This window comes from Enhydrobacter sp., from assembly GCA_025808875.1.
Taxonomy (GTDB): Bacteria; Pseudomonadota; Alphaproteobacteria; order Reyranellales; family Reyranellaceae; genus Reyranella.
This window is the reverse complement of sequence record CP075528.1, coordinates 1,604,187-1,626,299: the sequence shown is the minus strand read 5'-3', so window position 1 is coordinate 1,626,299 and position 22,113 is coordinate 1,604,187. Positions and strand designations below refer to the sequence as shown.

General features: G+C 68.3%; 24 protein-coding genes. 10 read left to right on the top strand and 14 right to left on the bottom strand.

The genetic code is table 11. The features are described 5' to 3' along the window. Positions 1-27: 27 nt before the first annotated feature. Genes KIT25_08170 through KIT25_08145 form a run of 6 tightly spaced genes read right to left on the bottom strand, consistent with a single transcriptional unit; the run spans position 28 to position 5,997 of the window. Entirely contained in the window at positions 28-507 is a 480-nt protein-coding gene (locus KIT25_08170; GenBank protein ID UYN96888.1) for a GNAT family N-acetyltransferase, read from the bottom strand. Then, the gene (locus tag KIT25_08165; GenBank protein UYN96887.1) at positions 504-1,670 is read right to left on the bottom strand and encodes an FAD-dependent monooxygenase; all 1,167 of its coding nucleotides are present in this window, start codon (positions 1,668-1,670) and stop codon (positions 504-506) included. Before KIT25_08165 ends, KIT25_08170 begins: the two co-directional genes overlap by 4 nt. Then, positions 1,667-3,205: an FAD-dependent monooxygenase gene (locus KIT25_08160; protein UYN96886.1), complete on the bottom strand. Its 1,539-nt coding sequence runs from the start codon at positions 3,203-3,205 to the stop codon at positions 1,667-1,669. Before KIT25_08160 ends, KIT25_08165 begins: the two co-directional genes overlap by 4 nt. Position 3,206: 1 nt before the next feature. Next, positions 3,207-4,439 (bottom strand): LLM class flavin-dependent oxidoreductase, encoded by a 1,233-nt coding sequence (locus KIT25_08155; GenBank protein ID UYN96885.1) that lies wholly within the window; start codon positions 4,437-4,439, stop codon positions 3,207-3,209. After that, the gene (locus tag KIT25_08150) at positions 4,436-5,326 is read right to left on the bottom strand and encodes an alpha/beta fold hydrolase (GenBank protein UYN96884.1); all 891 of its coding nucleotides are present in this window, start codon (positions 5,324-5,326) and stop codon (positions 4,436-4,438) included. The genes KIT25_08155 and KIT25_08150 overlap by 4 nt, the downstream gene beginning before the upstream one ends. A gap of 20 nt (positions 5,327-5,346) precedes the next feature. Beyond that, positions 5,347-5,997, bottom strand: coding sequence for a squalene/phytoene synthase family protein (locus KIT25_08145; protein ID UYN96883.1), 651 nt, complete (start codon positions 5,995-5,997; stop codon positions 5,347-5,349). 109 nt (positions 5,998-6,106) lie between these two features. On the opposite strand from KIT25_08145, the gene KIT25_08140 reads away from it, so the two are divergent. Beyond that, a complete protein-coding gene (locus KIT25_08140; protein UYN96882.1) occupies positions 6,107-6,703 on the top strand; it encodes a urate hydroxylase PuuD in 597 nt (198 codons plus the stop codon). Between the two features lie 57 nt (positions 6,704-6,760). On the opposite strand, the gene KIT25_08135 is transcribed toward KIT25_08140, so the two are convergent. From KIT25_08135 to yajC, 5 genes are read right to left on the bottom strand one after another with little or no spacing between them, the layout of a single operon-like run. Continuing rightward, on the bottom strand, positions 6,761-7,378 hold the full coding sequence (locus KIT25_08135; GenBank protein ID UYN96881.1) for a LysE family translocator: 618 nt from the start codon (positions 7,376-7,378) through the stop codon (positions 6,761-6,763). Further along, entirely contained in the window at positions 7,375-7,770 is a 396-nt protein-coding gene (locus KIT25_08130) for an Mth938-like domain-containing protein (GenBank protein ID UYN96880.1), read from the bottom strand. Before KIT25_08130 ends, KIT25_08135 begins: the two co-directional genes overlap by 4 nt. Further along, positions 7,767-8,942, bottom strand: coding sequence for a protein translocase subunit SecF (gene secF, locus KIT25_08125; GenBank protein UYN96879.1), 1,176 nt, complete (start codon positions 8,940-8,942; stop codon positions 7,767-7,769). The genes KIT25_08130 and secF overlap by 4 nt, the downstream gene beginning before the upstream one ends. A gap of 7 nt (positions 8,943-8,949) precedes the next feature. Beyond that, on the bottom strand, positions 8,950-10,620 hold the full coding sequence (gene secD / locus KIT25_08120) for a protein translocase subunit SecD (GenBank protein ID UYN96878.1): 1,671 nt from the start codon (positions 10,618-10,620) through the stop codon (positions 8,950-8,952). Between the two features lie 26 nt (positions 10,621-10,646). Beyond that, entirely contained in the window at positions 10,647-11,075 is a 429-nt protein-coding gene (yajC, locus tag KIT25_08115) for a preprotein translocase subunit YajC (GenBank protein UYN96877.1), read from the bottom strand. 117 nt (positions 11,076-11,192) lie between these two features. On the opposite strand from yajC, the gene KIT25_08110 reads away from it, so the two are divergent. The 3 genes from KIT25_08110 to KIT25_08100 are packed head-to-tail and all read left to right on the top strand — an operon-like array spanning position 11,193 to position 13,428. Then, a complete protein-coding gene (locus tag KIT25_08110; protein UYN96876.1) occupies positions 11,193-12,056 on the top strand; it encodes an ATP-binding protein in 864 nt (287 codons plus the stop codon). A gap of 2 nt (positions 12,057-12,058) precedes the next feature. Further along, entirely contained in the window at positions 12,059-12,649 is a 591-nt protein-coding gene (locus KIT25_08105; GenBank protein UYN96875.1) for a pyridoxamine 5'-phosphate oxidase family protein, read from the top strand. A 29-nt stretch (positions 12,650-12,678) separates the two neighbouring features. Continuing rightward, on the top strand, positions 12,679-13,428 hold the full coding sequence (locus KIT25_08100) for a hydantoin racemase (protein ID UYN96874.1): 750 nt from the start codon (positions 12,679-12,681) through the stop codon (positions 13,426-13,428). A gap of 9 nt (positions 13,429-13,437) precedes the next feature. Here the strand turns inward: KIT25_08100 and KIT25_08095 are convergent, their stop codons facing one another. Together KIT25_08095 and KIT25_08090 are read right to left on the bottom strand one after the other, a co-directional pair. After that, on the bottom strand, positions 13,438-13,911 hold the full coding sequence (locus KIT25_08095) for a PaaI family thioesterase (protein UYN96873.1): 474 nt from the start codon (positions 13,909-13,911) through the stop codon (positions 13,438-13,440). A gap of 10 nt (positions 13,912-13,921) precedes the next feature. Then, the gene (locus KIT25_08090) at positions 13,922-14,386 is read right to left on the bottom strand and encodes a MarR family transcriptional regulator (protein UYN96872.1); all 465 of its coding nucleotides are present in this window, start codon (positions 14,384-14,386) and stop codon (positions 13,922-13,924) included. Positions 14,387-14,450: 64 nt separating this feature from the next. Here KIT25_08090 and KIT25_08085 point away from each other — a divergent pair, with 64 nt between their 5' ends. Genes KIT25_08085 through KIT25_08070 form a run of 4 tightly spaced genes read left to right on the top strand, consistent with a single transcriptional unit; the run spans position 14,451 to position 18,571 of the window. After that, positions 14,451-15,488 (top strand): 2Fe-2S iron-sulfur cluster binding domain-containing protein, encoded by a 1,038-nt coding sequence (locus tag KIT25_08085; protein UYN96871.1) that lies wholly within the window; start codon positions 14,451-14,453, stop codon positions 15,486-15,488. Continuing rightward, complete coding sequence (locus tag KIT25_08080) at positions 15,485-16,216, top strand: SDR family NAD(P)-dependent oxidoreductase (protein UYN96870.1); 732 nt, start codon at positions 15,485-15,487, stop codon at positions 16,214-16,216. Before KIT25_08085 ends, KIT25_08080 begins: the two co-directional genes overlap by 4 nt. Next, positions 16,213-17,031, top strand: coding sequence for an alpha/beta hydrolase (locus tag KIT25_08075; protein UYN96869.1), 819 nt, complete (start codon positions 16,213-16,215; stop codon positions 17,029-17,031). The genes KIT25_08080 and KIT25_08075 overlap by 4 nt, the downstream gene beginning before the upstream one ends. A gap of 10 nt (positions 17,032-17,041) precedes the next feature. Then, positions 17,042-18,571, top strand: a complete 1,530-nt coding sequence (locus KIT25_08070; GenBank protein ID UYN96868.1) for a M81 family metallopeptidase — start codon at positions 17,042-17,044, stop codon at positions 18,569-18,571. A gap of 6 nt (positions 18,572-18,577) precedes the next feature. Here KIT25_08070 and KIT25_08065 read toward each other — a convergent pair whose 3' ends face one another. After that, entirely contained in the window at positions 18,578-19,456 is an 879-nt protein-coding gene (locus KIT25_08065; GenBank protein ID UYN96867.1) for a pirin family protein, read from the bottom strand. A 217-nt stretch (positions 19,457-19,673) separates the two neighbouring features. On the opposite strand from KIT25_08065, the gene KIT25_08060 reads away from it, so the two are divergent. Both KIT25_08060 and KIT25_08055 read left to right on the top strand, forming a co-directional pair. After that, a complete protein-coding gene (locus KIT25_08060) occupies positions 19,674-20,954 on the top strand; it encodes a M23 family metallopeptidase (GenBank protein ID UYN96866.1) in 1,281 nt (426 codons plus the stop codon). Positions 20,955-21,083: 129 nt separating this feature from the next. Next, positions 21,084-22,109: an amino acid ABC transporter substrate-binding protein gene (locus tag KIT25_08055; protein UYN96865.1), complete on the top strand. Its 1,026-nt coding sequence runs from the start codon at positions 21,084-21,086 to the stop codon at positions 22,107-22,109. Positions 22,110-22,113: the final 4 nt, after the last annotated feature.

Below are 22,113 nucleotides of genomic sequence, written 5' to 3'. Positions count from 1 at the left end.
ATGGCGCCCGTCGATGTCACCGACGGGTCACGGCACGCGAAGCGTCTTCGCCATGTAGACGCGCACATGGGAATCCTTGCCGTGCTCGGGCGGCCCGCGCCGAACGATGCGGAAGCCGTGGCGTTCGTAGAGCCGCACCCGGTCCTGCATCATCTCTGCCGTCATGAGCGACAGTGTGCGCACTCCCGCCGCCCAGGCGACCGGCTCGATCCCGACCAGCATCCAGCTGGCGATGCCGCTCTTCTGCCGGGCCGGACTGACGCCGATCAGGGCCAACTCGAGATCGTCGTCCCGCCGACGGGTGGCCATGACGCCCACGATCTCCGTTCCGTCGAGAGCGACGTGGATGTCGCCACGGACGACGGCATCGGTGAACCAGGCATAGGCGTCGGCCGCGATCTCGCGCCCGAGCGCACGCACGTAGGGCGTGAAGGCCGAGCGCATCAGGCGCTCGACCTCGGCAAGCTGCACGGGCATCGCGACGGCGAAGGCAATGGCCATCTTCACACCCTCTCCGCGTCGTGCGCGTAGAGCCAGCCGATGTTGGCGATCGATCGATCGCCCGATGCCGCCAGCGCCGCATCGCGCTTCTGCTGCTCGGGCCCGTCGGGCAGGTGGAAACGCACGCGGTTGGCCGCGCTCGCCGTCTGCAGTCGGGTCGCGCGGGGCTTGCGGATCTCCTCGTAGCGCCGCAATGCGCCCGGCACGTCGTCCGGCATCCCCGCCAACAGCGCGGCGAGCGCGGCACCATCCTCGATCGCCTGCGCCGCGCCCTGCGCCATGAAGGGCAGCATCGGATGACAGGCATCGCCCAGCAGCGTGATCCGACCGCGGCCCCAGCGCGGCAGCTCGGTGCGATCGTGCAGCGCCCAGACGAAGGTCTCGGGGAAGGCCGCGATCAGGCCGCGCACCGTGGGATGCCAACCCTCGTAGCGCGCCGCCACGTCTTCGACCTTGCCGGATGTGGTCCAGCCCTCCTCGGTCCAGGCGCCGCGCTCGGTGACGCAGACCACGTTCATGAAGCGGCCACCCGACACCCAGTAGTGCACGACATGGCCGTCCGGACCCATCCAGTTGTGCGAGACGCGCTCGATGGCGAGATGCTCGATCCTCTCGGCAGGCACGAGGCCGCGCCAGGCGACGCAGCCCGTGAAGCGTGCCTTCTCCGCCCCGAGGACCAGCGCATGGACCCGGGAATGGATGCCGTCGGCGCCGACCAGCACATCGGCCTCAGCCTCGGCACCGTCGGCGAAGCGCGCGACAACCTTGTCGGCCTTCTCCTCGACGCCCACGAGACGGCAGCCGAGATGAAGACGCTGTGACGGCACCGCGGCGCCCAGCAACGCGACGAGGTCTCCACGATGGAAGTGATAGTAGGGCGCGCCGAATGCAGCCTCGACGTCGGCGCCGAGCGGTGCATGCTGCAGTGTCCGCCCGTCGTCCCAACGCCGCTGATGGATGGCGCGCGGCCGCACGCCGACACCATCCATGGCGTCCTTCAATCCCAGCCGATGCAGCAATCGCGAGGCATTGGGGCTGATCTGGATGCCGGCGCCGATCTCGCCGATGCGCGGCGCCTGCTCGTAGACATGGACGTCCAGGCCGGCCTTCGACAGATGCAACGCAGCCGACAGGCCGCCGATGCCGCCGCCGATGACGGCGACCCTCATGTCAGCGCCTCGCGCCATACGGCAGGGCCGTTTCGGCACGCGTTGCCGCGCCAGGCGACGTGGGTGTCAGGCCGCACCAGAACCAGCTTCGCCTCGTAGATCGGTGCCACCGCCGGATCGTCGACGATCACCGTATCGAGCGGCGCCGGCGCCGAGTCGATCAGCGGGGAAGGATCGGCGCCACCGAAGACCAGGAGTGTAAACCAGCGGCCCAGACGGTCGTAGAGGAACGAGCCGTCGCGCAGAACGACGCTCGGCAGGCGCGCGCCGGGCACGGTGGTGGGGCGATAGATCACGGGATCCTCCTCGACGCCATCGTAGCGGTAGCCGAACTCGAGGCCCCAGCTCTCGTTCTCGGCGTTGCCCAGGGCGGCGATGCCGCGCGCCAGGGCATCGGGGTCGCGCTCCGTGCGATAGAGCTCGGCGATCCTGAGGCGCACATCGGTGTGGCGCTCGGAACCGAGGCGATTGCGCAGTCCGACCGGCCGCCGCTCGCGCTCGTAGCGTGCCAGCAGTTCCGCGCCGGCAAACCCCTCGAGCACGGCGGCCAGCTTCCAGCCGAGGCCGACGGCGTCACCGATGCCGGTGTTCATGCCGTAGCCGCCGGTCGGAATGTACTGGTGGGCGGCATCGCCCGCCAGGAACACGCGGCCGCTGGCGTAACGATCGGCCAGCAACAGATGCGTGAACCACGGATTGGCGACCAGGATCTCGCGTGGGAACGCCCGGCCGGCCCAGGTGTCGAGCATGGCATTCGGATCGGGCTGGCCGCCTTTCGCGCCATCGGGGGCCGGCATGCGCGTCTGCAGCGTCCAGATTTCCCTGTCGTCCTGCGCGATCAAGGTGCCCCTGTCGGTCTGGTAGTGCCAGGCGACGCCAAACGCCTGCAGCAGTTCACGCGCTTCGGACCGGAAATGGATCATGTAGCGATGGGCCACGGCGGCCTTGCCCGACAAGGCGATGCCGAGCTTCTCGCGCACGACGCTCGAGCCGCCGTCGCAGCCGACCAGGACGTCGCAGCGCACCGTCTCGGCCTGGCCGGTCTCGACGGCCCGCAGGGTGCAGGAGACGCCGGCGTGATCCTGCTCGAAATCCTCGAAAGCCACACCCCAGCGCACCTCGACCAGTGGATGGTCGACAATGGCGTCACGCAGCACGGGCTCGATCACCACCTGGCTGACCCGCATGGCCGGTTCGCGCGGCTGCGTGCCGTCGTTCCTGGCGAGGATCTCGGCCCGCTTCTCGACGACGCTCGGGTACCTGAAGCGATGAAGCTCGCGCCCCGCCAGCGACGTGATCCACGAGACGTCGAAGTTGTTCCGCTCCGGCACCGCAACGGCGCGCAGCCTGTCGGCCAAGCCCAGTCGCCGGAACAGCTCCATCGAGCGGCCGTTGGTGATGTCCATCTTGGGATGGCGCGTGGTCGTGGCGTTGCGCTCGACCAGCAGGCAGCGCACCCCGAACAGGGCCAGCGTGCGCGCCAGGGTCATGCCGACCGGGCCGCCGCCCGCGATCAGGACGGGAACGTGCCGCACGTCAGGCGCGTTTCGCCGCCGCCTCCTTCTCCGCCATCTTCTGCTTGAGTTGCTCGGGCGTGAGACGGACGATGTGCTCGTTCTGGTGGCTGTAGATGTCGTACTTCTGGACGTCGAGGTCCTCGAGCACGATCTCGCGCGCCAGCACCTTGCGCTTCCAATCCTGATGCTCGGGTTCGGCGGCGTGGAACTCGGGCATCACCTCGCGGGCGAACAGCTCAAGCGATTCGCAGATGTCCCGGTGGCTGGTCTTGCCGGCCTGGTTGAGCAGGATCACCTGGTCGACGCGGCTCGCCTGAAACTGGCGCAGCTTCCGGCGGATCGTCTCGGGCGAGCCGATCAGGCCCGATTCCAGCGCCTTCTTCTCCTCCGGCCCGCCGCGCCACTTCTGATACTCCTCCCAGAGGTTCGACATGCCCGGCGAATCGACGCCTTTGCGGCCATAGTAGGAGAGCGCGAAGATGAAGAACGTCCAGCCGGCCGCCTTGGCCTCGGCTTCCGCGTCGGTCGGCGCGCACATGAAGCCCGACACCATCGCGACGTTGGGATTGCTCGGATAGTCGGCGAGTTTGCCCGGGTTGTTCAGCAGGTTGTTGTAGTACTTGTGCACCCAGGCGCGCGCCGCCTCGGGCGTGACGAAGGTGAAGCCGAGCGCGCCCATGCCCCATTCGCCCGCCTTGCCGATGGTCTGGATGTTGGAACAGGCGACCCACAACGGCGGGTGCGGCTTCTGAAACGGCTTGGGAATGACGTTGCGCGCCTCGAAGTCGTAGTAGTGGCCGTGGAACTCCCAGCTCTCCTTGGTGAACATAGGCACGATCGCCTTGACCGCCTCCTCCCAGCGCTCGCGCTTGTCGCGCACGCGGATGCCGAAGGGATGCAGCTCCGCCGGCCCGGCCGCCTCGCCCATGCCGAGATCGACTCGACCGCCCGAGAGAAGGTCGAGCGTCGACACGCGCTCGGCAACGCGATGCGGCTGGTTGGTGGTGAGCTGGACCACGCCGTGGCCGAGCCGGATGCGTTTGGTGCGCTGGCTGGCGGCGCCGAGGAACACTTCGGGTGCGGAAGAGTGCGAATATTCCTCGAGGAAGTGATGCTCGACCTCCCAAGCGTAGTCGTAGCCGAGCTTGTCGGCGAGCTCGATCTGGCCGAGCGAATCCTGCAAAAGCTGGTACTCGCTGCGCTCGCCCCACGGGCGCGGCAGCTGGTGCTCGTAGAAGATGCCGAATTTCATGGCGAGGCCTTCCCGCAGAAGTTGGCGATACGCTCGATCATCTCGGGAACCAGCTGGGGCGGAAAATCGTGGCCCCAGCCGGCGATGGTGTGAATCTGCGCTCCCGGCACGAGCCGGGCGACGTCGCGGCCGCAGTCGGCCGGCAGCAGCGGATCGTCCTCGCCGTGCAGGACGAGCGTGGGCGCCTCGACCGTCTTGAGCATCTCGACCCGATCGCCTGACGCCAGCACCGACACGTACTGCCGGGCCGCGCCCTGCGGATACCATCGTCGATCGACGTTCCTCTCGACGAAGGCGCGCAGCTCCGGCTCGGGGGTCGGAAACCCGGGGCTGCCGATGATGCGCCGCAACTTCATGCCGTGCGCCACCCGGGCCTCGCGCGTATCGCCGTCGGGCTGCGAGCCGAGCATGGCGAGCGCCTCGGGCTTGCCCGGCGGCAGGCCACGCCGCCCCGAGGTCGAGTAGATCGACACCAGCGAGCGGGTGCGCTGCGGATGGGCCGCAGCAACGATCTGCGCGATCATGCCGCCCATCGAGGCGCCGACGATGTGCGCCCTGTCGACGCCGAGCGAGTCGAGCAGACCGACCGCATCGGCCGCCATGTCGGACAGCACGTAGGGCGCGGCGATCGGCTCTCCCTTCATCGCCTGCTGCAGCGCCTGCGGGATGTTGGGCACGCCCCACGCGCCGAAGTCGGTCGACAGGCCGACGTCGCGATTGTCGTGCCGCACGACGAAGAAGCCGCGCCGGGCCAGACCCTCGCAAAGGGAATCTGGCCAGATCGTGAGCTGCGCCCCCAGGCCCATGATGAGTAGCAGGGCGGGATCGCCCTTCCTGCCCGCCGTCTCGTACTCGATCTCGATGCCGTTCGCCCTGGTGCGCGCCACGTTGCCTCCACGTTCCTGCGTCAGTATCTCCCGCGCCTGACCGCCCACCAATAGGCGAGCGGGCGCAGCGCCGGGCTCGCGCCGCCGAGCGAAAGCGCCGGCAGCAGGATGGGCAGCGCCGCCGGATCGACGTCGCGGCGCAGCGCCCGCGCCTCGGCGACCAGCGCCTCGCGCTCGGACCCTTCGCCCATCAGCCAGGCCGTCGCGACGGCCCGCGCGGCGCGGCGCGTCGGCGCGCCCTCGAGCGCCAACACCGCGAGTTGCAGGTCGGCGAGCGCATGCCCGGCGCGCACGACATCGAGCGGGCCGTCGATCTCTTCCTCGCGGGCGTCGATCAGGGCGACGAGTTTGTCGGCGCTCAAGCCATGCCGCCGCACAGTTTCGCTCAGCGATTCGACCGTGGGCTGGGCGCGCGGCCGGCCGATGCCGGCCGCCTCGTTTGCCGCCTCGCGCCACCACTCAAGGCGGATGCGCGCCAGCATCGGCTCCCGTGCGACGAGGCGCGTGCGCGCCAGCTCGTGATCGAAGGCGAGAATCGCCAGCAGGTCACGGCGCATGGGCTCGGGTGCAAACAACGCCGCGAGGAAGCGGTCGCGATCCTCGGCGCGCACGAGGTCGAGCACGTAGCGGTGCGCCGCATCGGGGGCGCGATAGTCGGCGGCGGACGTCATTGATGGGGATCAATCCGTGCTGCGACCGTTGAACGCAGCGGCCATTGCGACTAAAGTATGATGCACGGGATTCTCCAGTCCTCTCAACAAGATAAAGGGAAATACGGACATGGGTGCCATCTTCACATCACCCGGTCGCACCGTCATCGCGGGGATCGTGCTCTTCATCATCATCGTCGTCGCCGCGGGCCTGGCCTCCGGCCAGATGGTGGCCATCGACCATGCCTGGTCAACCGTCCTGATGCGCTGGTTCCATGTGATCAGCGGCGTGCTGTGGATTGGCCTGCTCTGGTACCTCAACTTCGTGCAGGTTCCGACCATGCCGACCATCCAGCCGGTCGAGCATCGCGCGGCGATCACCAAGTTCATCGCCCCCAACGTGCTCCTCTACTTCCGCTACGCCGCGCTCGCGACGGTCGTCACCGGCCTGCTGCTGGCCTGGATGCTGGGCTACATCGTCTCGGCGCTGACCCTGCAGAAGGGCTTCATCATGATCGGCGTCGGCATGTGGATGGCGCTGATCATGGCCTTCAACGTCTGGTTCATCATTTGGCCGAACCAGCAGAAGATCCTGGGCCTGGTCGAGGCCACAGCCGAGCAGAAGGCGGCGGCAGCCAAGCCGGCGCTGTATGCCAGCCGCTTCAACACCATGTTCTCAATCGGCATGCTCTACTGCATGGTGGCGCAGCAGAACGCGCCGATTTGATCGCGACGCGACTCGATCCAGAGAGGGGCCCTGCGGGGCCCCTCTTTCTTTTTGCGGTCAGGGCCGCCGCGCCAGCGCCAGCCCGACGCTGGCGCCGACCAGCAGCCCGCCGGTCAGGCGGTTGCGCAGCCTGGCGTGCACGACGAGCAGCGCGCGCAGTCTTCCGGCCAGGATCGCCCAGGTACCGTCGAACACGATCGCCACGCCGAGAAAGGTGACGGCCAGCAGCAGGAGCTGATCGGCGGCCGTCGGCCCGGGCTCGATGAACTGCGGGAAAAAGGCACCGTAGAACAGCAGCGTCTTCGGGTTGGTGAGCCCGACCAGGAATCCGCGCGCCCAGATCAGGCGCGCCGACCGATCCTGCGGCCGGGTCGCCGACAGATCGTCGGGCGGTGCGCGCCAGGCGGCGATACCGAGCCAGATCAGGTAGGCGACGCCGGCCCAGCGCAGCCAGTCGAAACTCGCGGCGAGGACGTTCAGCGCGGCGGTCGCCCCGATCACGGTCAGGATGAGATGGATCACCACCGCGGTCGAGGTGGCGGCCACGGTCAGCAGTCCATAGCGCGTGCCATGGGCAATGCTGTTGGCCACGATCAGTGCCACGTTCGGCCCGGGGACGATCATCAGGACCGCGGTCGCGGCGATGAAGGCGAGATAGAGTTCGAGCGACATCATAGCGGAATCAGGGCCGCCGCCACCCGCCGTCCCTCGGCGAGCAGCACGTTGTAGATGCGGCACGCCGCGCCTGTTTCCACGACCTCCAGCGCCACGCCGCCCGCCTTGAACGCCTGGCGCCGGTCGGGCGGCACGAAGACGGTGCGCGCGCCGCAGCCGACCACCAGCAGCTCTACGCCGGGCAGCCCGCCGATCGTATCGGGCGACAACTCCTCGGCACTCGCGACCGGCCAGGCGCGCGTTTCGGCCGGCGCGACGACCACCGGCTCGCGCCACTCGCGCTCGCCGATCAGGAAGCGGCCGGGTCCGTAGCCGCGGATCAGCTGCACCTGCGCGGGGTCGGGCGTCGGCAGGGACTTGTCCGAAGGCCCGTCCTGCCGCGGCGGCATCATGCCTCGGCCTTCTCGGCCTCTTCCTTGGGCCGCAGCTGCTCGGGCCTGAAGTTCATGTAGACCAGCGCCGCGCAGGCGATCCAGACCGTCGAGTAGACACCGACGATGACGCCCCACAACATCGCCACCGAGAAGCTGGCGAGGACCGGCCCGCCGAACAGCACCAGCGCCAGGATCGCCACGAAGACGGTGGCCGACGTCATCAAGGTGCGCGCCAGCGTCTCGTTGAGGCTGAGATTGAGCAGGTCGACCAGGCCGAGCTTCTTGTAGCGGCGCATGTTCTCGCGCACGCGGTCGAAGACCACGACGGTGTCGTTGATCGAATAGCCGGCGATGGTCAGCACGGCGGCCAGCGCCGCCAGGTTGAAGTCGAGTTGCAGCAGCACGAACAGGCCGATGGTCGACAACACGTCGTGCAGCATGGCGACCAGGGCCGCGACGGCGAACTGCCATTCGAAGCGGAACCAGACGTAGAGCGCGATCGCCGCCATGGTGGCGAGCACCGCCCAGATTCCGGTTTCCATCAGCTCGGCGCCGATCTTGGGTCCGACCGACTCGGTGCCGGCGATCTCGTATCTGTCGCCGATCGCATCCTCGACCAGCTTGATCGCCACCTGCTGGCACCATTCGGCCTGCTGGTCGACGGTCATGTCGACCTTCGCCGTGGTGTTGGCGCCGCGCGGCAGCAGCCGCTCCTGGACCGTCAACCCGACCCGGCTCACCGCGTCGCGCCAGCCGGTCGAATCGAGCGCCGACGGCGCGGTGAACAGCACGTCGCCGGTGCCGGCGGCCCCCGGCGCGACCCGCCAGTCGGGCCCGGCACGTTTCTGCAGGATCCGCTGGGCGCCGGCGACGCATTGCGGTCCGGCATCCTGCCGCTGCACGCGGATCAGGGCCGTGCTGGGATCGCCGAACTCCTGGAGCGCGACTTCGCCGACGTTCAGGTTGCCGACCGTCGCGCGCAGGGCGTCGAGCTGGGCGACGCCGTCGCGCGCCTTGGCCTGGATGGCGATGCCGCCCCTGAAGTCGATGCCGAAATTGAGGCCGACGGTGAAGGCGCCGACCAGTGCGGCGACATTGATCAGGCTCGATATGACCAAGGCGGCCTTGCGATACCGCAGGAAGTCGAACTTCCGCTTGAAGGTGAAGAGTCGGACCGGTTTCCACAGCATGGCGGCCTCAGATCACCAGCTCGGTCGGGCGCCGCCAGCGCACCCACGCCGCCAGCAGCATGCGGGTGAAGATCGTCGCGCTGAACATCGTGGTCAGCAGGCCGAGCGACAGGGTCGTCGCGAAGCCGCGGATCGGGCCGGATCCGAAGCTGAACATCAGGACGCCGGCGACCAACGTCGTCAGGTTGGCGTCGATGATGGCGGACATGGCGCGTTCGTAGCCCGTGGCGAGCGAGCTGAAGGCAGAGCGGCCGAGCGCCTTCTCTTCGCGCACCCGCTCGTAGATCAGCACGTTGGAATCGACCGCCATGCCGACGGTCAGCACCAGGCCGGCGATGCCCGGGAGTGTGAGCGAGGCGCCCAGAACCGACATGCCGGCGAACACCATCATGAGGTTCACCACCACGGCGAGGTTGGCGAAGCCACCGAATACCGGTCCGTAGGCGACGAACATGAACACCGCGACCAGGATGATGCCGACGATCGCCGCGACCGTGCCGGCGCGGATGGCGTCGGCGCCGAGGTCGGCGCCCACCGTGCGCTCCTCGATGATGGTGAGCGTCGCGGGCAGCGCGCCGGAACGCAGCAGCAACGCCTGCTCCTGCGTCTGCTGCGTCGTGAACTGGCCGGTGATGATGCCGCTGCCGCCGCAGATCGCGCTCTGCACGACGGGCGCGCTGATGATCTCGTTGTCGAGCTGGATGGCGAGCCGCTTGCCGATGTTGGCGCGCGTGGCGGCGCAGAAGGCCCGGCCGCCGGCCGAATTGAAGGTGAAGGAGATGATCGGCCGGCCGCCCTGCTGCTGCTCGAAGGTGGCGCGGGCGTCGTCGAGATCCTCGCCGCCGACCACGACCCTCTTGAACACCGGCAGACACTGCGGCTGGTAGCGCCGGCAGATCTGCTCCGGCCCGGGCCGCGGGTTGGCGGACTGGATGTCTTCCCAGGCCTTCGGATTGGTGGCGCGCAACGCCTGCATGCCCTCGCGCGTCGGCACCAGATAGGTCGTCGGCGGCAAAGTCGGCGGAATGTTCTGGCCGGTCGCCGCCACGTCCTCGTTGACGAGGTGGAAGGTGAGCTTGGCCGTCTGGTTGATCTTGCGCTTCAGATCGGACGTGTCCTTGATGCCCGGCACCTGCAGCAGGATGCGCTCGTCGCCCTGGCGCACGATCGTGGGCTCGAGCGTGCCGGTCTCGTCGACGCGGCGGCGCAGGATCTCGATCGACTGGTCGATCACTTCCTTCTTGCGGCGGAACAGGTCCTGGTCGGAATAGGCGATGCGGATCGTGCCGCCCTCGCCGGAGATCGCCAGCGCCGGATCGAGCGTGCGGATCGCCTCGATCGCCCTGGCGCGCTGCCCCTCCTCGCGCAGGTTGACGACGACGGCGCGGCCGGGCTCGACGGTGACGTCACGGTAGCCGACCTGCTGCTTGCGCAGCTCGCCGCGCAGCGAATCCGAAAGGTTGGTGAGCCGCTCGTTGATGACGCCGCGCAGATCGGCCTCGAGCAAGAAGTGCGCACCGCCGCGCAGATCGAGGCCGAGATTGATGCGGCTCTGGCTGTACCAGCCCGGCAGTGCGTCGAGCACCGCGGCCGGCAGCAGGTTGGGCAGCGCGAATATCCCCGACAGCACCGTGATGGCGATGATGACGATGTTCTGCCAGCGCGGGAGATTGAGCATTCCGACCTGCTATGCGGACAATGCGGCTATTTCCTGCCGCCGCCGAACAGGCTGCCGAGCAGGCTCCTGCGCTCCGACGCCGGCGGGGCCGGCGGCAGCATGGGCTTGTCGTCCTCTTCCGACTCCTTGGGGCCGCGCACCGATTCGCCGCGCGCGACGATGTCGGTGATGGTCTGCTTGACGATGCGCACCCGCACGCCGTCGGCCAGTTCGACCTGGACCTCGTTGTCGGAGATCACCTTGGTCACGAGGCCGATGATGCCGCCGCCGGTGACCACCCGGTCGCCGCGCTTGACGCCGGACAGCATCTCGCGCTGCGCCCTCATCTTCTGCTGCTGCGGACGGATCAGCAGGAAGTAGAAGACGATGAAGATGAGGATCAGCGGGAAGAGCTGGACGAGGAAGTCGCCACTGCCACCGCCGCCGCTCTGCGCCCATGCTTGGGATATGATCATCGCCTGCTCCGATTCCTTCCGGCCGCCGAAAAAGCGCGCGGACTATAGCGGCTGACGGCGTCTTTGCAACGCGCGCCCCGGGCGATATGGTCGCCCCCTTTCATGCTCCGGGCAACGATGGATCAAGACCTTAAAGCCGCGCTTTCACGCATCGCCGAAGCCCTCGATCGGCTCGCCCCGGCTGCCCCGGCCAGCGCCGACATGGCCGCGGCCGAGGCCTATGTCTGGCACGCTGCCGGGCACCGGCTGGAGGCGGTCGCCCGGGTCAACCGCGTGAGCATCGACCTGCTCAAGGGCGTCGACCACCAGAAGGCGACCCTGCTCGAGAACACCCGGCGCTTCGCCACGGGACTGCCGGCCAACAACGCCTTGCTCTGGGGTTCGCGCGGCGCCGGCAAGAGCTCGATCGTCAAGGCGGTGCACGCGCATGTGAACCGCGAGCTGGGCGGCCCGCCCGGTCCGCTGGCCCTGGTGGAGATCCATCGCGAGGACATCCCCTCCCTGCCCGCGCTGCTCAGCCGCGTGCGCGACAGCAGGCGCCGCTTCGTCGTGTTCTGCGACGATCTCTCGTTCGACGGCCAAGACGCCGCCTACAAGTCGCTGAAGGCCGTGCTCGAGGGCGGCATCGAGGGCCGGCCCGACAACGTGGTCTTCTATGCCACGTCCAACCGCCGCCACCTGATGCCGCGCGACATGATCGAGAACGAGCGCTCGACGGCGATCAATCCCTCCGAGGCGGTCGAGGAGAAGGTCTCGCTGTCGGACCGCTTCGGCCTGTGGCTCGGTTTCCACAACGCCGACCAGGATACCTTCTTCGCCATGATCGAGGCCTATGCCGAGCACTACGGACTCGGCGTGCCGGTCGAGACCTTGCGCAAGCAGGCGATCGAATGGTCGGTCACGCGCGGCTCGCGCTCGGGCCGCGTCGCCTGGCAGTTCATCCAGGAAGTCGCCGGCCAGCTCGGCAAGAAGTTGGAGTAACCGTGAGCGGCGCCGAAGACGTCCTGTTCTCGGCCGCGGTCAAGGCGGAGCAGGAGCGCCTCGGCTCGCGCGCGAGCTTCGAGGGTCGCGACTGGAAGACGGAGATCACCGACGATCTCCGGAAATTTCTCGCCGCCGTCGACACCTTCTTCATGGCGACGGCAAGTCTCGATGGCCGGCCTTACCTGCAGCATCGCGGCGGGCCGCCCGGCTTCCTCAAGACCATCGGCACCCATACGCTCGCCTTCGCCGACTTCGCCGGCAATCGCCAGTACATCACGCTCGGGCATCTGAAGGAAAACGACCGCGCCCACATCTTCATCCCGCACTTCGCCACCCAACAGCGGGTCAAGCTGTGGGGCCGCGCCCGTGCGGTCGAGGGCGACCTCGAGTTGATGGAGCGGCTGGTCGATCCGTCCTATCGGGCGAAGCCGCAGCGCGCGATCGTCTTCGCGCTCGAGGCTTGGGACATCAACTGCCGACAGCACATCGTGCCGCGTTATTCCGAAGCCGAAATCGCCCCCGGGATCGACAAGCTCGTGCAGCGCATCAAGGAGCTGGAGGACGAAGTGGCGCGCCTGAAGGGCGGTTGACCCGGCATGGAACTTGCGCAGGTCACACCATGAAAATCCTCGTCGCCAATCCCAACACTTCGGCCGGCGTCACGCAGCGCCTGATCGATTCCGGCAGGCTGGTGGCCAGCGTGGGCACGGAGCTGATCGCCATGACCGCGCCGCGCGGCGTGCCCTACATCGCCACGCGGGCCGAGGCGGCGATCGGCTCGGCCGTCATGCTGGAGATGCTGGCCGAGCGACGCGGCACGATGGATGCCGCCATCGTCGCCGCCTTCGGCGATCCGGGGCTCGGCGGCGCGCGAGAGCTGTTCGACTTTCCCGTGGTCGGCATGGCCGAGGCGGCGATGCTGGTGGCCTGCACGCTCGGCCGCTCCTTCTCGATCGTGAGCTTCTCCAAGTCGCTCGAACCGTGGTTCGCCGAGATCGTCGACTGGCACGGCATGACCAGCCGCTGCGCCGCCATCCGCATGCTCGACCAGTCCTTCCGGTCGATCGACGAGGTGCAGGAAGAGAAGGAGCAGCTGCTCGTCGACCTCGCCAACCGCACCGTTGCGGAGAACGGCGCCGATGTCGTCATCCTGGCCGGCGCGCCGCTCGCGGGCCTCGCCACCAAGGTGCGCGACCGCGTGCCGGTACCGCTGGTCGACGGCATTCAGGCCGCCGTCGTGATGGCCGAGGGGTTGGTACGTCTGAAGCCGCGCAAGGCGACGGCCGGTACCTACCGCCGGCCGGGGCCGAAGGACTCGACAGGTCTCGCCGCGCCGCTCGCCGATGTGATCGGACACAGGAATGCGTGACCCGAAGGGCTACGGTCGAGCCTTCGGCCGCACGATCTTGATGGTGGAGGTGGCGTGGACGATGAGGCGGCCCTGTTCGTCCCTGATGTCGCCATCGAGGAAGCCGACCGAGCCGCCCCAACGCATGACGCGGCCCTCGGCGACGACGAAACCGGGGCCGGCGGCTTCGAAGAAGCTCATCTTCAGCTCGAGCGTCGGCACGGCGACGGCAAGCTTGCCCCTCGCCATCGCCGCGTGCGCCATCGCCGAGTCGACCATGCCGGTGAGGAATCCGCCCTGGCAGATCCTGCCACCGGAATGGCAAAAGCCCGGCACGATCTCGAAGCGCATGCGGCAGGTGCCGCGCGCCGATTCGAGATCGAGAACCTCGCCGTTGAGCAGTTTAACCGGGCCGGGAGTATTGGTCCGGAGCAAGGCCAGCATGTCGGCGTCGGTGAGCGAATCGCGCGCGACGTTGGCGAAGTCGGGATGGCTGGACGTCATGGGGCGCGGACTATAGCGAACGCGCGCCGTTGCGCACCTTGCCGAGCAGCTCGATCAGCGAGCGCGTTTCGGCCGCCGAAAGGCGCGCCGAGATGCGCTTCTCGTGCTGGCGCACCAGACGGGCGAAGCGTTCGAGCGCCTTCTCGCCCGGCGGCGTGAGGGCAAGCGCATGGGTGCGGCCGTCGGTCGGCGAGCGCCGACGGACGAGGAAGCCACGTGTCTGCAGGCGGTTGAGGATGGGGACCAGGGTCGAGCGATCGATTCCCAGCGCGCGGGCCAGCGCCATCTGGCTTAGTCCGGGATTGCGATCGACCAGCACGAGCAGGCCGAACTCGCCCGGCGTCAGTGCCTCGCCCGCCTGTGCGAAGGTCGCGGCAAAGTCGCCGAACACCGCCGACTGCGTGCGACGCAACGCATATCCCAGCAGGCCCGGCAGCAGGCCGCGATCGAGCGCCTTGGCAGGTGGACTCCCCATGAGCCGCAGTGGTAGACCGCGATTGTTTGGGGATCAAACAATTTTCCCGCCCGGTATCGCCTTCATGACGTTCAAGGTTCGCATTGTCCAGCCCGGCCGCACCATCGAGGTGTCTCCCCGCGCCTTCCTGTTGCACGCCGCTCTCGCCGCCGGCATCGACTATCCGTTCGGCTGCCAGTCGGGCAATTGCGGTGCCTGCAAGTCGCGCCTGCTCGAGGGCGAGGTGGCGATGGCGGGCTACTCCGACTTCGCGCTGGGCGACGACGAGCGGGCCCGGGGCCTGTTCCTCGCTTGTCGCGCGGTCGCGCGCGCCGATTCGAGGATCGCCTGGCTGGAAGAGGATGACGTCGTCACCCATCCGCGTCGCACTCTTCAGTGTCGCGTCACCGCACTCGACGACGCTACGCACGACATCAAGCGGGTGCGGCTGGCGATCGAGTCGGACGGTCCCCTCGCCTTCTCCGCCGGCCAGTTCGCCTCCGTGACCTTCGGCGATTGTCCGCCGCGCGACTATTCGATGGCCAACGTGCCCGGCGATCCGATGCTCGAGTTCCACGTCAGGCGTACGGCCAGCGGTGGCGCCAGCGCGCATGTCGCCGAGAGGCTCGCCGTCGGCCATTCCGTGCGCGTCGAGGGGCCATTCGGCACGTCCCATCTGCGCGAGAGTCATCGCGGTCCGATCGTCGCCGTCGCCGGCGGTTCGGGCCTGGCACCGATCAAGTCGATCGTCGAGCACGCCCTGGCGCTCGGCCTGCCGCAGCCCATCCATCTCTATTTCGGCGTTCGCGAGCGGCGCGACCTCTACCTGCACGACCACTTCGCCGGACTGGCGGAGCGCCACGCCAATCTGCGCTTCGTGCCGGTCCTGAGCGAAGGCGCCGACACGGATTTGCGGCGCGGTCTCGTCCATGAGGCGGCCGCCGCCGACCTCGCCGATCTCGACGGCTGCATGGCATACCTCGCCGGGCCGCCGGCCATGGTCGAGGCGGCGACGCTGCTGTTCGAGCGGCGTGGCATGCGGCGCGATGACATCCACGCCGACGCCTTCTACACCGCCGCCGAGATGGCACGGGCCGGCCGCAAGACCGGAGCAGAAATGTGACCGTGCTCTCAGGGCGAATCGCCATCGTGACCGGCGGTGGCCGAGGGCTCGGCCGTGCCATCGCCGATCTATTGGCAACGCAGGGTGTGAACCTGGTCGTCGCCGACAACGGCACGTCGCCGGCCGGCGACGGCGCCGATCCCGAGGTGGCACGCGCGGCGGCGCGGGCCATCGGACCGCGGGCCTTGCCGTTCACCGAGAGCATCGCTTCTCCTGGCGCCGCGCAGCAACTCGTGGAACTGGCGGCCCGACGGTTGGGCGGGCTCGACATCCTCGTCAATGCGGCCACGATCCGCCGGGCCGCACCCCTGCCCGACCTGCAGCCGGGCGACTGGGAAGCTGTGATCCGCAACGACCTCTCCGCCGCCTTCCACATGATGCAGGCGGCGATCGCAGCGATGCACCGGCGTGGCCGCGGCGGCCGCATCGTCAATCTCCTCGATGCGGCGGCCCTGGATGCCGTGCCCGGCGACGCCGCGCGCGCCGCTGCCGGCGCCGGGCTGGTCGCACTGACGCGCGTGGCGGCGCACGATCTTGCGGCATCGGGCATCGCGGTGAATGCCGTGGCCTGCGCCAGCGACGATCTCGCCGCCGTCGCCCGGCTCGTCACGGCGCTGTGCGCGGCCGATCCGGAAGAGCCGAACGGGCAGATTCTCGGCGTACGTGAGGGTCGGGTCGTTCGCTATGGTGCGGCGCAGACCGAGGTCGTCGCGCAGGAGACCGCATGAAGCGCATCGTGGGCAAGCTCGCGCGACCCTTCGGCCGTCTGCACTACGAGGTGACGGGCAGCGGGCCCGCCCTGGTGTTCGCCCATGGCTTGGGCGGCAACCAGATGAGCTGGTGGCAACAGGTCGCGTACTTCGCACCTCGCTACACCTGCGTCGCCTTCGCGCATCGCGGCTTCGCGCCCTCCGATCCGGTCGCGGACGGCCCCGATCCGGCGGAGTTCGCCGACGACCTCGCCGCGCTGATCCGCCATCTCGGTTTCGGCGAGGTGCGGCTGGTCGGCCAGTCGATGGGCGGCTGGACGATGCTGGAGTATGCACTCGCCCAGCGCACGCGGGTGAAGGCGCTGGTGCTGAGCGCAACATCGGGCACACTCGACCGGCGCGATTGCGACCCGTCGGGCGGCGCGCAGTACGACGCCTGGCTCGCCGACGCGGAGAAGCAGATCGCCGAGGGGCTCGCCCGCGGCGTGCATCCGGCGATGGGTGTGCGCGCCGCCGAGCGCGCGCCCGCGCTGCACCTTCTCTACAAGAGCATCGACGAGATGGCCGGTGCGCTCGACAAGGAGAAGCTGCGCGCCGGCCTGCGCCGCATCGCGACGCGCGCCCTCGGCGATCTGGCCGACTTCCGCGTGCCGACGCTCCTGATCGCCGGCGGCCGCGACGTGGTCTTCCCGCCGTTCCTCGCCAGCGCCATCGCCGCCGCATTACCCTGCGGCAATGCACAGCTCATGGCAGAGGCCGGGCACTCGCCTTACTTCGAGGACGCCGCTACCTTCAATCGGTTGGTGGAGGGCTTCCTCGCCCTCCAGGGATAGGGAGGATACGTTGTCCAGGGAGAACCCGCGGATCGCCGTGCTGGGATTCGCCATCGAGTGCAATCGCTTCTCTCCCGTCACGACCGCCGCCGATTTCGAGCAGGACGTCGACATCCGCGGCAACCGCATCGTTGCCGAGGGACGTTCGGCCGCCTCCATCACCCTGCCCGACCTGCCCGGGTTCTTCGCGGAAATGGACCGCAGCGGCCCGTGGACGCCGGTGCCGATCCGCGTGTCGCAGGCACAACCCGGTGGACCGGTGGCCGAGGCCTTCTTCAAGGAGTTCCTGATCGAGATCGAGGCCGGACTGAAGGCGTCGCTCCCGCTCGACGCGGTCTACGTGACCGCCCACGGCGCCGCCCTCGCCGAGGGCACCGACGATCCCGATGGCGACCTGTTCGAGAGCATCCGCCGGGTCGTCGGGCCGGCGCTGCCGGTGATCGCCACGTTCGACCTGCACGCCAATGTCTCGCGCAAGATGACCAACAACCTCTCGGTGTTCGTCGGCTATCTCGAGAACCCGCATACCGACATATACGAACGCGGCGTGGAAGCGGCCCGCCACATGCGCGAATGCCTCGCCGGCGCGACGACCGCCATCGAGATGGTGAAGCTGCCGTTGGTGCCGCCGCAGATCTCGCTGCTGACGGCGAAGGGCCCCTACGCCGATCTCGTGAAGTACGGCCAGAGCAGGGTGGGAGGCGACATATTGAACGTGTCGGTGATGGCAGGCTTCGCCTACGCCGATTCGCCCAAGAACGGGCTCACTGCCGTCGTCACCGCGCGCAACGGCAACCGTGCCGCTGCGGCCGAGCTGGCGCTCGACATCGCCAGGCGCGGCTGGGCGAGCAAGGAGCGATTCAAGCGCGGGATGATGTCGCTCGCCGACGCCGTGCAACTCGCCGCCTCCGTCGGACGCGACCGCCGCCGCAAGCCGATCATCCTGGCCGACGTCGCAGACAATCCTGGCGGCGGCGGGCGCGGTAACACCACCTATCTGCTCCGTGCGCTGAAGAGCGCCGGTGTGCAAGGCGTCGTGGTGGGCGTGTTCAACGACGCGGCTCTGGCGGCCAGGGCGCATGCGCTCGGCGAGGGCGCGGTCTTCACCGCCTCCTTCAACAGCGAGGAGCACCAGGAATTCTCCCTGCCTTTCGACGCCGAGGCCAAGGTCGAGAAGCTCTCGGACGGCAAGTACGTCGGTCGCCGCGGCGTGCTCAGGAACGTGTCCTCCGACATGGGTCCGTCGGCGCTGCTCGATCTTGGCGGCGTGCGCGTGGCGGTGATCTCCAATCGCTGCCAGTGCATGGATCCGATGCAGTTCGAGATGTTCGGCATCGACATCGCCCGGGCGCGTGTCGTCGTCGTCAAGAGTCGCGGCCACTTCCGCGCCGGCTTCGACGAGTTCTTCCCGCCGCAACAGGTCTATGAAGTCGACTGTCCCGGCCTGACCTCGCCCGTGCTGGCCAACTTCGCCTGGACCAAGCTGCCGCGGCCCGTCTACCCGCTCGACGAGGAGACGAGCTGGGCGCCGCCCGCGTAGCGGACGCTATCTTTCGGGCAGCGGCGTGAACTCGTCGTCGCCCGGCACTCGGGCGAAGCGGCCGTCGCGCCAGTCGGCCTTGGCCTTTTCGATGCGCTCCTTCGACGACGACACGAAGTTCCACCAGATGTGCCGTGGGCCGTCGATCGGCGCCCCGCCCAGCAGCATCGCCTTCGCGCCGTTCGCGCCGGCGATCATCGGCACGGCCGCACCCGATGTCAGTACGGCGAGGTCGCTCGCCGTCAGCATCCGATCGCCGATCGCCACCTCGCCGTGGGCGACGTAGACCGCCCGCTCGGCGTGCTCGGGCGAAACGGCGATGCGCGCGCCCGCCGCCATGTCGGCACCGACATAGAAGGTCGGCGAGAAATGCGTGGTCGGCGCGGTGCGCCCGCCATAGGTGCCGACGACGAGGCGCAGCGACGCCGTGCCCTCGTGCCAGGACGGCAAGCGTGCCGCGGGAATGTGCTCGAAGGCCGGTGCCGTCTCCTCGTGACTCTTCGGCAAGGCCACCCAGGTCTGGACACCGTGCATGCGAAAGCCGGTGCGCCGCATCTCCGGTTCGGTGCGTTCGCTGTGGACGATGCCACTGCCGGCCGTCATCCAGTTGACGTCGCCCGGCCGGATCGCCTGGGCGAAGCCCAGGCTGTCGCGATGGAAAATGCCGCCCTCGAACAGATAGCTGACGGTGGCGAGGCCGATATGGGGATGCGGCCGCACCTGCATGCCACCGCCCGGCGGAACGTTCATCGGCCCGAAATGATCGAGGAAAATGAACGGATCGACCATACGCCGCTTCACGCTGGGCAGCACCCGGCGCACCGGGAAACCACCACCGAGGTCGTGGGCGCGGCCTTGGATCAAGATCTCGATTGGGTCGGTCATGGCCGCAGGGTTAGCCTGAATATGAGCCTGCGTCAGCGACTTAGAGCCTCATCTCGGGTGTTGCATTTTTGCAACTTTTCGGTGGACTTGTGGATATTCGCTGGCCAGTATCGGCTCAGCGGGCTGCCGTGGGGGACACCGATGGGGGAAGTCGGTGAGTCGCTGTTGGCCTCGAGCGTGTCGAGTTTGTTTGGTCAATGAAGACTGGGAGAGGCTGATGGCGTTGGAGACGACGCGCGCGGGGCGCGCCGGACGCTGGCGACGGACGGGCATTTTTGCCGTTGTCGCCGTTGCGTTCACCTCCCTTCAGGTCGTGACCGGAATCGAGGCTTGGGCCCAACCCAAGGCGCCCACCAAGAAACAGGTCTCCCGCAAGGCAACCAAGCCGATCCCCGGCGACAACGAAGCCGACAAACTCAATGAAAAGTGGCTGACCGAGCACAACAAGCGCGAAGCCGAGCAGGCGGCGGTTGCAGCCGCTGCCGCGGCCGCCGCGGCGGCAGCCACCGCGTCCGCGCAAAGTACCCAATCCCAGGCTGCAGCCCTCAAGACAACCGCTCCCGAGCCTGACGATGAACGCGTTTCCTCGGTGCCCAGCGCCATCGGCCCGGTCGGTCCGGGCGCCCGTACGCTGGTCGCCGGCTCCGTCGTCCTGGTCAGCGCCGGCAGTCCGGCCAATCTCGGCAATGCCCTGCCCGGCGGCGCCGATCTCCCCGTCTACAAGGATCTGACCCGTGCCTTCGCCGGGTTCGCACCCAACGCCGCCAAGGTCGAGCTCGTGAAAGGGACCACTGGCGACGGCTTCACCCGCGTGCTCTACGCCAACGTCAGCGACGGCGCGACCAAGCGCACCTATTGGTGGTTCGCCCCGCCCGACCAGCCCGAGGGCTGGTTCGACGAGGAAGGCCGCCGGCTCGGCGGTACGATGATGGGCGAGCCGCGGCCCGGCGCGCGTGTTTCCTCGCCATTCGGCGTGCGGCGCTACTACGGCCGCCGCACCGGCGGCGGATTCCACAATGGCATCGACTTCGAGGGTAAGACCGGCGAACCGATCGTGGCGGCGGCTGATGGCGTAATCACCCATCAGAATTGGTACTTCAACTACGGCCGAACGGTGAAGCTGAGCCACGCCGACAATTTCGAGACCCTCTACGCGCACATGTCGCGCTTCGTACCGGGCCTGCGGGTCGGCAGTCAGGTGCGCAAGGGCGACATCATCGGCTTCGTCGGCTCGACCGGCCGTTCGACCGGGCCGCACCTGCACTTTTCGGCGATCATCAACGGTCAGTTCGTCGACCCGATGCCGTATCTTTCGTCTCAGGCCCCGAGCCTGCTGAGTTCGGGCGCCCAGGTCGTGTTCCGCCAGTGGCAGCTGGAAGTGCGCGCCGCCGTCGAGGTCTCCGGGAAGGCCCGGTCGCACGGCCGCTACCCCAACCTGCAGGGGAACGACGACTGGAGCCGCAACCCCTTCTCGGCGCGCAACCTCGACCGCCTGTAAGACTCTGTCGATGTCTCCGGGTGGCGTTGCGCGCTCCCGATTGATCGCTTACCAATGCATCATCTCGGCCCGCGCGGCACGACCGTCCGTGCGCGGGGGCAACAGGGAAACCATCAAGGGAAGGATCTCATGTACAGCAAACTGATGACCGCAGGCATCGCCGCGGCCGCGTTGCTCGGTGCTGCCGGAACGGCACATGCCGGCAAGGATCTCGACGCGGTCAAGGCCCGCGGACACCTGCTCTGCGGCGTGACCACCGGTGTGGCGGGCTTCGCCCAGGCCGACAGCCAGGGCAAGTGGGCTGGCCTCGACGTCGACAACTGCAAAGCCGTCGCCGTCGCCATCTTCGGCGACGCCGAGAAGGTCAAGTTCGTCCCGACCACCGCGCAGCAGCGCTTCACCGCCCTGCAATCGGGCGAGGTCGACCTGCTGGTCCGCACCACGACCTGGACGCTGACGCGCGACACCGCGCTCGGCTTCGACTTCACGGGCGTCAACTACTACGACGGCCAGGGTTTCATGGTGAACAAGAAGCTCGGCGTGAAGAGCGCCAAGGAGCTGAACGGCGCCACCGTCTGCGTGCAGCCCGGCACGACGACCGAGCTCAACCTCGCCGACTACTTCCGTGCCAACAAGATGCAGTTCAAGCCGGTCGTGATCGAAAAGGTCGAGGAAGTGCGCGCCGCCTTCTTCGCCGGCCGCTGCGACGTCCTCACGACCGACGCCTCAGGGCTCTACGCCACCCGCGTCGCCAACGCGCCGACGCCGGACGACTACGTCATCCTGCCGGAGATCATCTCCAAGGAGCCGCTCGGCCCGGTCGTGCGCCATGGCGACAACCAGTTCGGCGACATCGTGAAGTGGACCCATTTCGCGATGCTCGAGGCCGAGGAATACGGCATCAACTCGAAGAACGTCGACGAGATGCTGAAGAGCGACAACCCGACCATCAAGCGCATCCTCGGCGTCACGCCGGGCATGGGCAAGGCGCTCGGGGTCGACGAGAAGTGGGTCTACAACATCGTCAAGCAGGTCGGTAACTACGGCGAGAGCTTCGACCGCAACGTCGGCATGGGCAGCCCGCTCAAGATCGCCCGCGGCCAGAACGCCCTGTGGACGCAAGGCGGCCTGCAGTACGCCCCGCCGATCCGCTGAGCCG